Below are 13,727 nucleotides of genomic sequence, written 5' to 3'. Positions count from 1 at the left end.
TTCCGTCCCACGCCAACGAGCCCGCGACCGAGACCGGCGAGGTCGTCGCCATGACATCGCTGCCCGATTACGACCCCAACGACCCGAAGCAGGCGCTGGAAAAGGACCGCATGAACCGCATGTCGGCGGGTCTTTACGAAATGGGGTCCACATTCAAGACCTTCACCACCGCGATGGCCCTCGATTCCGGCAAGGTGAAGATCACCGATTCCTTCGATGCGACGAAGCCGATCCGGATCGGCGGTTTCACCATCAGCGATTTTCACGGCAAGCGCCGGGTGCTGAGCGTCCCCGAGATCTTCATCTATTCGTCGAACATCGGCACGGCCAAGGAGGCCGAGACCGTCGGTGTCGCGGCTCACCAGGAGTTCCTGACCCGGCTCGGACTGCTGAGCAAGATGCAGACCGAACTCCCCGAAGTTGCGTCCCCGACCCAGCCCAAGGAATGGAAACAGATCAACTCGATCACGATTTCCTTCGGCCACGGCGTTTCGACCACGCCGCTGCAGACGGCGGTCGCCGCGGCCGCGCTGATGAACGGCGGCAAGTTGATCCCGCCGACCTTCCTGCCGCGCAGCCGTGAAGACGCGGAGGCCTTGGCGACGCGGGTGGTTTCGCAAAAGACCAGCGATCAGATGCGCTATCTCTTCCGGCTCAACGTCGCCGACCAGCGCGGCTCGGGAAACCGGGCGGACGTGCCTGGCTACAAGGTCGGCGGCAAGACCGGGACCGCCAACAAGGTGGTCAACGGGCGCTATTCCGACACCAAGAAATTCAATGCCTTCCTGTCGGCCTTTCCGACCGACAAGCCGCGCTACGTCGTCCTTGTCGTGGTCGACGAGCCGAAGGCGGAGGAGGGCCAGGTCTATGCCACCGCGGGCATGAACGCGGCGCCGACGGTCGCCAATATCATTCGGCGGTCGGCGACGCTGTTGAAGGTCCGTCCGGATTTCGGCGAGGACGGAAAGTCGCTGCTCGTCTCCTATTAGCAACTGTGAACGCCCGAACCGACCTTCACCAAGCGGCCCGCAGGTTATAGAAGTCCGACGAGTCGGCGAGGGATGCGCCGGCTATTCGGTGCAGCGCGGATATTGGTGAATGAAGCTATCCCAACTCGCAGACGACCTGGCCCAGACCGGCGGCGACGACGATCCGGAGATCGCCGGATTGTCGGCTGACTCCCGCAGCGTCGGCGACGGGTTCCTGTTCGCGGCATTGTCGGGAACACGGGCCGACGGCGCCCGTTTCGTCGCCGCCGCCGAGGCCGGCGGCGCCGTCGCCATTCTCGCGGCGCATGGCGCGGCGATCGAATCACGGCTGCCCATCCTTCGCGCTGACGATCCGCGCCACGCCATCGCGGTCATGGCGGCGCGGTTCTATGGCGCGCAGCCCGAGCAGGTCGTGGCTGTCACCGGCACGGCCGGCAAGACCTCGATCACGACCTTCGTCCGTCAGATCTGGGCGAGCCAGGGGATCGCCGCCGCTTCGATCGGCACCACCGGCGTGGTTTCGCCGAGCCGCGACGAATATGGCACGCTGACGACGCCCGATCCGGTGGCGCTTGCCAGACTGATGGCCGAGCTGGCGTCCGAAGGTGTCACCCACGCGGCGATGGAAGCATCGAGCCATGGTCTCGATCAGCGGCGGCTCGACGGCGTCCGGCTCGCGGCGGCGGGGTTCAGCAATCTCGGCCATGACCATCTGGACTATCATCCCGACGCCGAGTCCTACTTCGGTGCCAAGATGCGCCTGTTTACCACCCTGTTGCCGAAGGGCGCTCCGGCGGTGATCTTCGCCGACGACCGCTGGTCGGGACGGGCGATCGAGGTCGCGACCAGTGTCGGCGCGAAGGTGCTGACCGTCGGGCGAAACGGCGGCTTTCTCACCCTGAAGCGGCTCGAGCACCAACGGCATTGCCAGGTCGCGGAAATCGAGGCCGAGGGTCGTATCCATCGCATCGTCCTGCCGCTGGCGGGCGAGTTCCAGATGTCCAATGCCCTGGTGGCCGCCGGGCTGGCGATCGCCACCGGCGTTGCGACCGATGCGGCGCTGGCCGCGCTGGAGACCCTGAAGGGGGCGTCCGGCCGGCTGGATCTGGCCGGCACGACGGCAGAGGGTGCTCCGGTCTTCGTCGATTACGCGCACAAGCCGGATGCGCTCGAGAACGTGCTGGCGTCCGTGCGTCCTTTTACCACCGGCCGTGTCGTCGCGATCATCGGTTGCGGCGGCGATCGCGATCGAGCCAAGCGCCCGATGATGGGCGAAATCGCTGCACGGCTGGCTGATGTGGTCATCGTCACCGACGACAACCCGCGCTCGGAAGACGCCGCGACGATCCGGGCGGCGATCATGGCGGCGGCCCCCGGTGCCACCGAAATCGCCGATCGCCGTTCGGCCATTCGCGAGGCGGTGCGGCGGGCGCGGGCCGGCGATACGGTCGTGATCGCCGGCAAGGGGCCCGAGGTCGGCCAGACGGTGGGCGACATCACCCATCATTTCAGCGATCATGAAGAGGTCCGAGCGGCGATCTCGGAGACGGGCCGATGAGCGAAGCGCTTTGGGAGACATCCGCCCTGATCGAGGCGATGAACGCGCGTCCGGTCGGAGATCTGCCGGAATCGATCTCCGGCATTTCGATCGATACCCGGACGCTCGGGACGGGCGAGGCCTTCTTCGCCATCAAGGGCGAGCGGTTCGATGGCCACGACTTTCTGACGGCGGCAACGAAGGCCGGCGCCGCTCTGCATGTGGTCGCCGAGCACAAATTGCCGGCGCTCGGCAGCGTTCAATCGCCGTTGCTGGTCGTCGACAACGTACTGCAGGCCCTGTCGCGCCTGGGCGAGGCGGCCCGCGCCCGCTCGAGCGCGAAAATCATCGCGGTGACCGGCAGCGTCGGCAAGACCACCACCAAGGATGCGCTGCGCCACGGCCTTTCGGCGCTCGGTCGCGTCCATGCCAGCGCGGCCTCGTTCAACAACCATTGGGGCGTGCCGCTGAGTCTGGCCCGGATGCCGGCCGACAGTCGCTTCGCGATTTTCGAGATCGGCATGAACCATGCGGGCGAAATCCGCCCGCTGGTCAAGCTGGTGCGCCCGCATCTGGCGATCATCACGCTGATCGCCCCGGCCCATCTCGGCCACTTCCGCGATCTCGACGAGATCGCCGCAGCGAAGGCCGAGATCTTCGAGGGGTTGGTCACCGACGGCACAGCGATCCTCAATGCCGACGATCCCTATTGTGGACCGCTGGCGACCATGGCCCGCAAGGCCGGCGTGACGGCGATAGCGACCTTCGGCGAGGCGAACGGCGCCGACTTCGGGCTGACCCGCTTCGAACCGGAGGCCGAGGGCGCGGCGATCGAGGCGGTCATCGGCGGCGAAGCGGTCCGGTTGCATCTGACCTCCAGCGGCCGGCACATGGCACAGAATATCCTCGCGGTGCTCGGCGCGGCCAAGCTAGCTGGCGCTGACATCCAGGCGGTGGCGGCGGCGCTGTCGAGCTGGCACGCGGTCAAGGGGCGCGGCGCGCGCTCGCGTCTGCCGATGCCGGGCGGCGGTTCGATCGAACTCATCGACGACAGCTACAACGCCAACCCGGCCTCGATGCGCGCCGCGCTCGCCGTCCTGAAGGCCGCGGCGGTCGGGCAGGGCGGCCGTCGCATCGCCGTCCTCGGCGATATGCTGGAACTGGGCGAGCACGCGCCGGCGCAGCACGCCGATCTCGCGGGGCCGATCGCCGAGGCGGGTGTTGATCGCGTCTTTCTCGCCGGGACCGAGATGAAGGCGCTTGATGACGTGCTGGAAGGTCGGGTGGACCGCGAATGGCATGACAGTGTCGGGGAACTCCTGGCCAGCCTTTTGAAGACGATCCGCGCCGGCGACGTCGTTGTGGTGAAGGCCTCGAAGAGCATCGGCTTCACCGTCCTGGTGGAAAAGATGCTGACGACCTATCCGCCGCGGACGTCCACCGGCGCGACGCCGGAAACCGACAAGACCGCCTCGGCTGGAGCTGCTCGATGATCGCCTATCTCGGCCAGTTCGGCGCCGATTTTCCCCTCTTCAACGTCTTTCGCTACATCACCTTCCGGACCGGCGCTTCGATGATCACCGGCTTTATCGTGGTGTTTCTGTTCGGGCCGGCGATCATCGCCAATTTGCGCATTCGGCAGGGCAAGGGCCAGCCGATCCGCGCCGACGGGCCGCAGACTCATTTCAAGAAGGCCGGCACGCCCACCATGGGCGGGCTGATGATCCTTTCCGGCTTTCTCGTCTCGGCGCTGCTGTGGGCGGATCTGGCCAATCTCTATGTCTGGACGGTCCTGCTGGTGACGGTCGGCTTCGGCGCGATCGGATTTTACGACGACTACCTGAAGGTGACCAAGCAGAACGACAAGGGGTTTTCCGGCAAGTTCCGCCTGGTCCTGGAGTTCCTGATCGCCACGGTCGCGGCGATCCTGATCGTCTATGCCGGAAACGGAAGCTTCGCGACGTCGCTGGCGTTCCCCTTCGTGAAATCCCTGCTGCTCGATCTCGGCTGGTTCTATGTCGGCTTCGCGGCCTTCGTCGTGGTCGGTTCCGCCAACGCGGTGAACCTCACCGATGGGCTCGACGGGCTGGCGATCGTGCCGATCATGATCGCCGCCGCCGCCTTTGGGTTGATCGCCTACATCGCCGGCAATGTGAACTTCTCCAATTACCTGCAGATCCACTATGTCGTCGGCACGGGTGAACTGGCGCCGCTTTGCGGCGCGGTCATCGGCGCCGGCCTCGGCTTCCTGTGGTTCAACGCGCCGCCGGCGGCGATCTTCATGGGGGACACCGGCTCGCTCGCCCTCGGCGGGATGACCGGTACGATCGCCGTCGCGACCAAGCATGAACTGGTGCTGGCGATCATCGGCGGCCTGTTCGTCATCGAGGCGCTGTCGGTGATCATCCAGGTCGCCTCGTTCAAGCTGACCGGCAAGCGGGTCTTCCTGATGGCGCCGATCCACCATCATTTCGAAAAACTCGGCTGGACCGAAAGTCAGGTCGTCGTGCGGTTCTGGATCATCGCCTTCATGCTGGCCTTCGTCGGCCTGTCGACCCTGAAACTGCGGTGAGACGATGATCCCGGCGCGCTCCTTCTCTGGACAATCGGTTGCCCTGTTCGGACTCGGCGGCTCCGGCCGCGCGACGGCACGGGCACTGGTCGAGGGTGGCGCAGATGTCATCGTCTTCGACGACAATCCGGCGAGCGTCGAGGCGGCGCGCGCCGAGGCGATCCCGACCGGCGATCTGCGCGACGCCGACTGGTCGCGCTTTGCCGCCTTCGTCCTGTCGCCCGGCGTGCCGCTGACCCATCCCAAGCCCCACTGGACCGTCGAGCTTGCCCGCGCCGCCGGCGTCGAGGTGATCGGCGACGTCGAATTGTTCAGCCGCGAACGCCGCGCCGTCGCGCCGTCGGCCCCGTTCATCGCGATCACCGGCACCAACGGCAAGTCGACGACCACCGCATTGATCGCCCATTGCCTCCGTTCGAACGGACGCGACACGCAGTTCGGCGGCAATATCGGCGTCGCCGTGATGACCCTCGATCCGCCGGCGCCCGGGCGCCACTACGTCGTCGAGTGCTCATCCTATCAGATCGACCTGGCGCCCACGCTTGAGCCTTCGGTCGGCATCCTGCTCAACCTGACGCCTGACCATCTCGACCGGCATGGATCGATGGGCAATTACGCCGCGATCAAGGCGCGCCTCGTCGCCCATTCCGGCCTGGCCGTCATCGGCGTCGATGACGCGCCGTGCCGGCAGATCGCCGACGAACTGGAATCCGAGGGCGGGATCGTGGTGCGGATTTCGCAGGGGGAATTGCAAGGCCCCGGCGTCGACTTCGACGGGAGGACCCTGCGCCGACGCGTGGCGGGCGCCGAGGAGACATTCTTCGATCTTTCCGCGATCGGTTCCCTGCGCGGCCGCCATAATGCCCAGAACGCCGCCGCGGCGGTCGCCGCCTTGAGCGCGGTCGGGCTGTCGGACGCCGAAATCCGCGCGGGTCTGGAAAGTTTTCCGGGGCTGGCACATCGCATGGAGGAGGTCGGGCGGCGCGGCCCGGTTCTCTTCGTCAATGATTCCAAGGCCACCAATGCCGAGGCCGCGGCACCGGCGCTCGCGGCTTTCCCGCGCATCCACTGGATTGCCGGTGGGCTGCCGAAGGATGGCGGTATCGCGGCGCTGGCGCCGTACTTTTCCCGAATCGCCAAGGCCTATCTGATCGGTGAGGCGGCGCCCGCCTTTGCCGCGACTCTTGGTAAACGAATTCCTTACGAAATTTCAGGTACGCTTGCCGTCGCGGTCGAACACGCGGCGGCCGACGCCGAAGCGGGCGGAGGTGCCGGTGGGCAGGAGAGCGTCGTGCTCCTGTCCCCCGCCTGCTCCAGTTTCGACCAGTTTCGGAATTTCGAAGTGCGTGGGGATGCGTTCCGCGAGGCGGTCGGCGCGCTCGCCGGCGTCGAGATGACGCCCAAGGGGGAATCATGACGAGCCGGGTCAAACGAGGCGTGATCAGCGAGTGGTGGTGGGGCGTCGATCGCTGGTTCCTGGCGGCCTTCCTGACGCTGCTGGTCGGCGGGCTGGTATTTTCCTTCGCCGCGAGCCCCCCGGTTGCCGAGCGCATCGGTGTCGAACCGTTCCACTTCGTCAAGCGTCACGCTGTCTTCCTCGTTCCGACGGCGTTGGTGATGTTCGGCTGCTCGCTGCTCAGCCCACGCGGCGTGCGGCGCGCCTCGCTGTTGATCCTCGCGGCGTCCCTGGTCCTGATGGTGCTGGCGTTGTTCGTCGGGACCGAAATCAAGGGTTCGCGCCGCTGGATCGATTTCGGCCCGCTCAACATCCAGCCGTCGGAGTTCATGAAGCCGGCCTTCGTGGTGATCTGCGCCTGGCTGTTCGCCGAAAAGCAACGCCGTCCCGACATCCCCGGCAATCTGTTCGCGATGATCCTGCTTCTCGTGGTGGTCGCGCTGCTGGTGGCGCAGCCGGACCTTGGCCAGACCATGCTCGTGACCGCCGCCTGGGGCGGCTTGTTCTTCATGGCCGGGATGCCATGGTTGTGGATCATGCTGCTCGGCGGCGTGGCTGTCGGCGGATCTCTGCTCGCCTACATGGCTTTCCCCCATGTCGCGAGCCGCATCGATCGTTTCATCACCGGCGAGGGCGACACCTTCCAGACCGATACCGCGCGCGAAGCGATCATGCGGGGAGGGTGGTTTGGCCAGGGGCCGGGGGAGGGCACGGTCAAACGCATGCTCCCGGACAGCCACACGGATTTCGCCTTTGCGGTCCTCGCCGAGGAATTCGGCATCATCGCCTGCATGATCGTGGCATCGATCTTCGCCTTCATCGTGATCCGAGGGCTATCGGCGGCGCTCGCCCAGCGCGACATCTTCGACCGGCTGGCGATTTCCGGACTGGTGCTGCTCTTCGGCTTGCAATCGATCATCAATATGGCGGTCAACCTGCAATTGATGCCGGCCAAGGGCATGACGCTGCCGTTCATTTCCTATGGCGGCTCGTCGATGCTGGCGATAGCCATATCGGCGGGATTCATCCTGGCGCTGACGCGGCGAAGGCCGGAGAACCGCTCGCATACCGACCGGCTGTTGGAGCGGACCTTCCAGTTGCACGCCGCTTGAGGCGAAGGGGGGGGGCGGCTGGCGCGCTCGAGCGTCCCGTAGGCGCCGGTGCTGTCGGTCGGATCGCTATCCGCTAATATCGGCTCGGGGCGGAACGGCTGGCGTGTCTTCGCATTCTGCGAGCGGATGGGTGCCGTTCCCCGCGGTTTCAGCCACACGAAGCGATGGCGACGAGGCCACCGCCGAACCGAAGAGGCGACCTTCCCGCGATGACAACGATCCTTCTCTCCGCTGGCGGCACCGGCGGCCATCTCTTTCCGGCCGAAGCCCTGGCGCACGAACTCGTCGCGCGAGGCTTCGAGGTTCATCTGGTCACCGACGACCGCGCCGGCCGTTTCGTCGATCGCTTCCCGGTCAAGGCGGTGCATCGCGTGCGCTCGGCGACCTTCTCCTCGAAAAACCCGCTCAAGGTCGCATCTGCCCTGTGGACGCTGTGGCGCGGTTTCCGCGAAGCCGGCGATCTGGTGCGTCGTCTGCGACCGGCGGTCGTCGTCGGCTTCGGCGGCTATCCGACCGTGCCGCCGCTGATGGCGGCGCTGCGCGCCGGCCGGCCGACGCTGATTCACGAGCAGAACGCGGTGATGGGGCGCGCAAACCGCTTCCTCGGTTCCCGCGTCGACCGCATCGCCGCCGGCATCCCGCAGGACCAGAGCGATCCAACGCTTGCCGCCAAGATCACCGTCACCGGCAATCCGGTACGCCCGCCGATTCTGGAGGCCGCGAAAATGCCCTACCAGCCGGCCGAGCCCGAGGGGCGGTTCAACCTGGTGGTCTTCGGGGGAAGCCAGGGCGCGCAGTTCTTTTCCGAGCGCATTCCGGCGGCGATCGAAGCCTTGCCGGAGGAACTGCGAGGGCGCCTCGTCGTCACCCAGCAGGCGCGCAGCGACGACGAAGCGAGCGTGCGACGCTTCTATGAGGAGCGCGGCATCCCGGCGACCGTCGCACCGTTCTTCACCGACATGGCCGAACGGCTGGGGGCCGCGCATCTGGTGATCAGCCGCTCGGGCGCCTCCACCGTGTCCGAACTGGCGGTGATCGGCCGACCGGCGATCCTGGTGCCTTATCCTTACGCCCTCGACCACGATCAGGCGGCGAATGCCGCCAAGCTAGAGGCCGGCGGCGGTGCATTGGTCGTGCGGCAGGCTGACCTTTCCGCCGATCGCCTGGCCGGCCTGATCGCGGAGATTGCCGGCGACCCGCAAAGGGCCGCGACCATGGCGGCCGCGGCGAAGGCGACGGGCATTCCCGATGCCGCGCGGTTGCTTGCCGACCTGGTTGCGGCTATGCCCCGGGCCGGCGAATAAAGCGAAGTCGTTGTAATACAGGGGGATGCGGTCATGAAGATGCCGCCGAATATCGGGCCGGTCCACTTCATCGGGATCGGCGGCATCGGGATGAGCGGCATCGCCGAGGTGCTGCTCAATCTCGGCTATACCGTGCAAGGATCCGACCAGAGCGAGAATGCCAACGTCCAGCGCTTGCGCGGGCTTGGCGTTGATGTCGCGATTGGCCATGCGGCCGAAAATCTGGGCCTGGCCGAAGTCGTCGTGGTCTCGACCGCGATCAAACGCTCCAATCCGGAACTGGAAGCGGCTCGCGAACGACTGTTGCCGATCGTGCGCCGCGCCGAGATGCTCGCGGAACTGATGCGCTTCCGCCAGGCGATCGCCATCGGCGGCACCCACGGCAAGACCACCACGACCTCGATGGTGGCGACGCTGCTCGATGCCGGCGGCCTCGATCCGACCGTCGTCAATGGCGGCATCATCAACGCCTACGGCACCAATGCGCGAATGGGCGATGGCGACTGGATGGTCGTCGAGGCGGATGAATCCGACGGCACATTCCTGAAGCTGCCGGCCGATGTCGCCGTGGTGACCAATATCGACCCGGAGCATCTCGACTACTACGGCACTTTCGACAATGTCCGCGCGGCGTTCCGGACCTTCGTCGAGAACGTGCCGTTCTACGGCTTCGCGGTGATGTGCATCGACCATCCGGTGGTGCAGACCCTGATCTCGGAGATCGAGGATCGCCGGGTCATCACCTATGGCGAGAGCCCGCAGGCGGATGTGCGGTTCGAAAACCTGCGGGTCGAAGGCCCGAAATCCCGCTTCGACATCTCCATTCGCGACCGGGTGAGCGGCGCGGCCGAGCGCATCGAGAATCTCGTCCTGCCGATGCCGGGCCGCCATAACGTGTCTAATGCCACGGCGGCAATCGCGGTGGCGCATCGTCTGACCATCCCGGCGGACGCGATCCGCAAGGGCCTCGACGGTTTCGGCGGCGTCAAACGCCGCTTCACCTACACCGGCAGTGTCGGCGGCGTCGACATTTACGACGATTACGGCCATCACCCGGTCGAGATACGCGCCGTTCTGGCGGCGGCGCGATCCTCGGCCACGGGCCGCGTCATCGCCGTCGTGCAGCCACACCGCTATTCCCGCCTGCAGGCGCTGTTCCCGGAATTCGCGGCCTGTTTCAACGACGCCGACACGGTGATCGTCGCGCCGGTCTACGCCGCTGGCGAGGAACCCATCGGTTTCGTCAGTTCGGAAATTCTGGTCGAGCGTCTGAAGCTCGGTGGTCATCGCGACGCGCGGCTGATCGGCGGGCCGCAGGAACTGGCACCGCTGATCCATGATCTCGCCCAGCCGGACGACATGGTCATCTGCCTTGGCGCGGGGTCGATCACCCAATGGGCCTACGCGCTCCCGAAGGAACTGGCGGCGCTCGACGGAGGCGGCAGCTGATGGACGGCGAGGGAATGCTGGCAGGGCTCGGCGATCGGCTCAGCGGCGTTCGCGGCAGGCTGACGCCCAGCGCGGGTATGGACAAGATCACCTGGTTTCGCGCCGGTGGCCCCGCGGAGCTGTTATTTCAGCCGGCCGACGAGGAGGATCTCGCCGTTTTTCTGGCAGCCATGCCCGACGAGGTGCCCGTGCTCGTCGTCGGTATCGGCTCCAATCTTCTAGTGCGCGACGGTGGCGTCTCGGGTGTCGTCATTCGCCTGTCGGCGAAAGGCTTCGGCACGGCCGAGGCGATCGGCGAGACGGCGATCCGGGCCGGTGCCGCGACGCCCGACAAGCGGCTCGCCGCGACGGCGCTCGAAGCCGGCATCGGCGGATTTCACTTCTATCACGGCATCCCAGGCGCCGTTGGCGGGGCGCTGCGGATGAACGCCGGCGCCAATGGCGTCGAGACCCGCGAGCGCGTCCGCGTGGTCCGCGCGCTCGACCGCAAGGGCAATGTCCACATCCTTTCGAATGCCGAGATGGGCTACGCCTATCGGCATTCGGACGCCGCGCCCGAGCTGATCTTCACCTCGGCGGTCTTCGAAGATGGACGAGGTCCAGGAGCATCGCGAAACGGTTCAGCCGATCCGCGAGAAGACCGGCGGCTCGACCTTCAAGAACCCGCCCGGAACCTCCGCCTGGAAGGAAGTCGACAAGGCCGGTTGCCGCGGTCTTGTCGTCGGCGGCGCGCAGATGTCGGAACTGCACTGCAACTTCATGATCAACACCGGCGCGGCCACCGGGCATGATCTGGAATGCCTCGGCGAGACTGTTCGCGCGCGGGTGCTCGCGACATCCGGCATCCGGCTCGACTGGGAGATCAAACGGCTCGGGCGCTTCGGCGACGGTCGTGTGGTGGAGCCGTTTTTGGGGCAAGGGTGAGAGTGGGAAGAACTGCCGCCCGCCGGTGGTGGCAGATCTTCGAAAAATCGCCTTGTGCGGGGGCCGCCATTTGGCGGCCAGGCGAGGCCCGGGCGCCAGCACGGCGTCCGACTGAAACGGGATGGAACGGTTACGGATTTTTCGGCGAGGAGGCCGTCACCGAAGCGGCTGACGACCAGCGTCGCCGGGCCTCGTGCTGAGATCTCCGCTTTGGTCCTCTTCCCCGAATAGCCCCGGCTCCGGCCGCTGCGTGATGCTCGCTTTCCCACCTGTTGCGGAACCCTGAAGCACCCCCGAGTATTGCAAAAATATGGAAGCGGATCGGGAGACGAAAGAGTGAGCGATCAAAGGTCCAGGTCCCTAGCGCGAAAGATCAGGCTGTATGTCTTGGTGCCATTATTGCTTGCGCTGGCGGTCTTTTCGCTGCTGCCGCTTGTGGAGTCCAACCGGTGGTGGATCCGTTTTCTCGACTTTCCCCGGATACAGGTAACGATCGCTCTTCTTCTCGTACTGGCGCTCTACGTGATCCTGGGCGGCTGGCGTGGCCGGTTCGGTCTGGCGACGATCGTTCTGTCGATCATCGCGCTCAGCTACCAGGCCTACCGTCTCTATCCTTACACGCCGCTGGTCGAGCCGATGGCGCTGCGGATAACGACGTGCCCGGCGGACGCACGCTTGGCGGTCATGGTCGCCAACGTCAAGCGGACGAACCGGAGGGCCGACGCGCTCTTGCGGATCATCGAACAGGCCGAGCCGGATCTTCTTCTCGTTCTCGAGACCGACGAGTGGTGGGATCGCCAACTCGCGCCGCTCGACAAGCGGTTCGGCTTCAACGCACAACACATTCCCACCGATGCCGAATATTACGGGATGCATCTTTTCTCGCGCTACCCACTGATAGATGCGCAGGTGAAGTTCCTTTTCGGGGCCGACACGCCGACGATCTTCTCGGGTGTTCGTTTGCCGAAAGGTGAGGTGATACAATTCGTTGGTCTTCATCCGCGGCCGCCGCAGAGTTGGTCGCGACCGACCACCATGCGCGACGGCCATCTGGCCACTGCGGCACTGGCGGCGGCCGATTCCGATGCGGCGAGCGTGATCGCCGGAGATTTCAATTCGGTGCCATGGGAACGCATCACGCGGCGCGTTATGCGGCTGGGTCAACTACTGGACCCGCGTGTCGGCCGTGGAACCTACCCGACCTACGACGCACAGAGCTGGATCCTGTCCTGGCCGCTGGACCAGGTGCTCTACCAGGCGCGTTTCGGATTGCTCGGCTACGATACGCTTCCCGAATTCGGCTCGGATCATTATCCGATCCTGGCCGAACTCTGCTACTCGCCGGCCATGGCCGACCGGCAATCGGCTCCGGCGCATGAGGAGGGCGATCGCGAGGAGGCGCGAACGGCTATCGAGGCGGCGCGACAGCTGGAAAGATAGGGCCCATCGCCCGACGTCCCGGCCCTCTTCCTCCCGTGGAGGGCTTATCGCCTTACGAAAATCTTGCTTTCGCCACAGTTAGTTAACTGCTGCTTAACCATCCGCCTGCGATGAATGGCTCCTAGCCTCGTTTGAGGATCGGATCGGGCGGTTCATGGCCAAGCATGTCGCGGTATTGATGGGTGGTTTTTCGTCGGAGCGGCCGGTCAGCCTTGCCTCCGGCAACGCCTGCGCCGATGGCCTCCAGGCCGCCGGCTATGCGGTGACGCGCGTCGACGTCGACCGCGACATCGCCCGCGCGCTGGCCGAGCTGCGGCCCGACATTGCCTTCAACGCGCTGCATGGTCCCTATGGCGAGGACGGCACGATCCAGGGCGTCCTCGAATATCTGGCGATACCCTACACCCATTCCGGCGTTCTCGCCTCGGCGCTCGCCATGCACAAGGAACTGGCGAAGACGGTCGCGAAGGTGGCCGGTGTGCCGGTGGCCGAAGCCAGGGTGTGCCATCGCCGCGACGCCGCCGGCAAACACGTCCTGTCACCGCCCTATGTGGTGAAGCCGGTGGCCGAGGGTTCCAGCTTCGGCGTCCTGATCGTGCGCGAGGACCAGGCTCATCCGCCGCAAGAACTCACCAGCGACGAATGGCCTTATGGCGACATCGTCATGGTCGAACGCTTCGTCGCCGGACGGGAATTGACCTGCGCGGTGATGGGCGACGTGGCGCTCGAGGTCTGCGAGATTACCACCGAGGGCCACGCATTTTACGACTACGATTCCAAATATGCTCCCGGCGGATCGCGCCATGTTGTGCCGGCCGAAATTCCCGCCAAGGTCTCCCGGCGTATTCAGGAATGGTCGCTCGCCGCCCACAGGGTGATCGGTTGCCGTGGCGTGACGCGCTCGGACTTTCGCTATGACGACCGCTTCGGCGAGGGTGGCGAGG

At 65.9% G+C, this 13,727-nt stretch carries 10 protein-coding genes and 1 pseudogene; all 11 read left to right on the top strand.

Annotated elements, in window-relative coordinates; genetic code table 11:
* Positions 1–989 (top strand): peptidoglycan D,D-transpeptidase FtsI family protein (locus MJ956_RS09720; protein WP_253964274.1); only part of this gene is annotated, 989 nt, incomplete at its 5' end.
* Positions 990–1,098: 109 nt separating this feature from the next.
* The gene (locus tag MJ956_RS09715; RefSeq protein ID WP_253964273.1) at positions 1,099–2,547 is read left to right on the top strand and encodes a UDP-N-acetylmuramoyl-L-alanyl-D-glutamate--2,6-diaminopimelate ligase; all 1,449 of its coding nucleotides are present in this window, start codon (positions 1,099–1,101) and stop codon (positions 2,545–2,547) included.
* Positions 2,544–4,019, top strand: coding sequence for a UDP-N-acetylmuramoylalanyl-D-glutamyl-2,6-diaminopimelate--D-alanyl-D-alanine ligase (locus MJ956_RS09710; protein ID WP_253964272.1), 1,476 nt, complete (start codon positions 2,544–2,546; stop codon positions 4,017–4,019). Before MJ956_RS09715 ends, MJ956_RS09710 begins: the two co-directional genes overlap by 4 nt.
* The gene (mraY, locus tag MJ956_RS09705; protein ID WP_253964271.1) at positions 4,016–5,098 is read left to right on the top strand and encodes a phospho-N-acetylmuramoyl-pentapeptide-transferase; all 1,083 of its coding nucleotides are present in this window, start codon (positions 4,016–4,018) and stop codon (positions 5,096–5,098) included. The genes MJ956_RS09710 and mraY overlap by 4 nt, the downstream gene beginning before the upstream one ends.
* A 4-nt stretch (positions 5,099–5,102) precedes the next feature.
* A complete protein-coding gene (gene murD, locus MJ956_RS09700; RefSeq protein WP_253964270.1) occupies positions 5,103–6,515 on the top strand; it encodes a UDP-N-acetylmuramoyl-L-alanine--D-glutamate ligase in 1,413 nt (470 codons plus the stop codon).
* The gene (ftsW, locus tag MJ956_RS09695) at positions 6,512–7,666 is read left to right on the top strand and encodes a putative lipid II flippase FtsW (RefSeq protein WP_253964269.1); all 1,155 of its coding nucleotides are present in this window, start codon (positions 6,512–6,514) and stop codon (positions 7,664–7,666) included. The genes murD and ftsW overlap by 4 nt, the downstream gene beginning before the upstream one ends.
* Positions 7,667–7,875: 209 nt before the next feature.
* Complete coding sequence (gene murG / locus MJ956_RS09690) at positions 7,876–8,970, top strand: undecaprenyldiphospho-muramoylpentapeptide beta-N-acetylglucosaminyltransferase (RefSeq protein ID WP_253964268.1); 1,095 nt, start codon at positions 7,876–7,878, stop codon at positions 8,968–8,970.
* Between the two features lie 33 nt (positions 8,971–9,003).
* The gene (murC, locus tag MJ956_RS09685) at positions 9,004–10,419 is read left to right on the top strand and encodes a UDP-N-acetylmuramate--L-alanine ligase (RefSeq protein ID WP_253964267.1); all 1,416 of its coding nucleotides are present in this window, start codon (positions 9,004–9,006) and stop codon (positions 10,417–10,419) included.
* Positions 10,419–11,343: pseudogene (murB, locus tag MJ956_RS09680) on the top strand (UDP-N-acetylmuramate dehydrogenase). The gene murC and the pseudogene murB overlap by 1 nt, the downstream one beginning before the upstream one ends.
* A 390-nt stretch (positions 11,344–11,733) precedes the next feature.
* On the top strand, positions 11,734–12,783 hold the full coding sequence (locus MJ956_RS09675) for an endonuclease/exonuclease/phosphatase family protein (protein ID WP_253964275.1): 1,050 nt from the start codon (positions 11,734–11,736) through the stop codon (positions 12,781–12,783).
* A 154-nt stretch (positions 12,784–12,937) separates the two neighbouring features.
* Positions 12,938–13,727, top strand: a 790-nt coding sequence (locus tag MJ956_RS09670) for a D-alanine--D-alanine ligase (RefSeq protein WP_253964266.1), incomplete at its 3' end; no start/stop codon positions are given.

The sequence above is a fragment of the Aurantimonas marianensis genome, assembly GCF_024195285.1.
GTDB lineage: Bacteria > Pseudomonadota > Alphaproteobacteria > Rhizobiales > Rhizobiaceae > Aurantimonas > Aurantimonas marianensis.
The sequence above is the reverse complement of the archived record's forward strand: the minus strand, read 5'-3'. Positions and strand labels throughout refer to the sequence as shown.

Excerpts from the sequence above, each read along its gene's own strand:
- MJ956_RS09715 (WP_253964273.1), top strand. The coding sequence starts at position 1,099 with ATGAAGCTATCCCAACTCGCAGACGACCTGGCCCAGACCGGCGGCGAC.
- MJ956_RS09710 (WP_253964272.1), top strand. The coding sequence starts at position 2,544 with ATGAGCGAAGCGCTTTGGGAGACATCCGCCCTGATCGAGGCGATGAAC.
- mraY (WP_253964271.1), top strand. The coding sequence starts at position 4,016 with ATGATCGCCTATCTCGGCCAGTTCGGCGCCGATTTTCCCCTCTTCAAC.
- murD (WP_253964270.1), top strand. The coding sequence starts at position 5,103 with ATGATCCCGGCGCGCTCCTTCTCTGGACAATCGGTTGCCCTGTTCGGA.
- ftsW (WP_253964269.1), top strand. The coding sequence starts at position 6,512 with ATGACGAGCCGGGTCAAACGAGGCGTGATCAGCGAGTGGTGGTGGGGC.
- murG (WP_253964268.1), top strand. The coding sequence starts at position 7,876 with ATGACAACGATCCTTCTCTCCGCTGGCGGCACCGGCGGCCATCTCTTT.
- murC (WP_253964267.1), top strand. The coding sequence starts at position 9,004 with ATGAAGATGCCGCCGAATATCGGGCCGGTCCACTTCATCGGGATCGGC.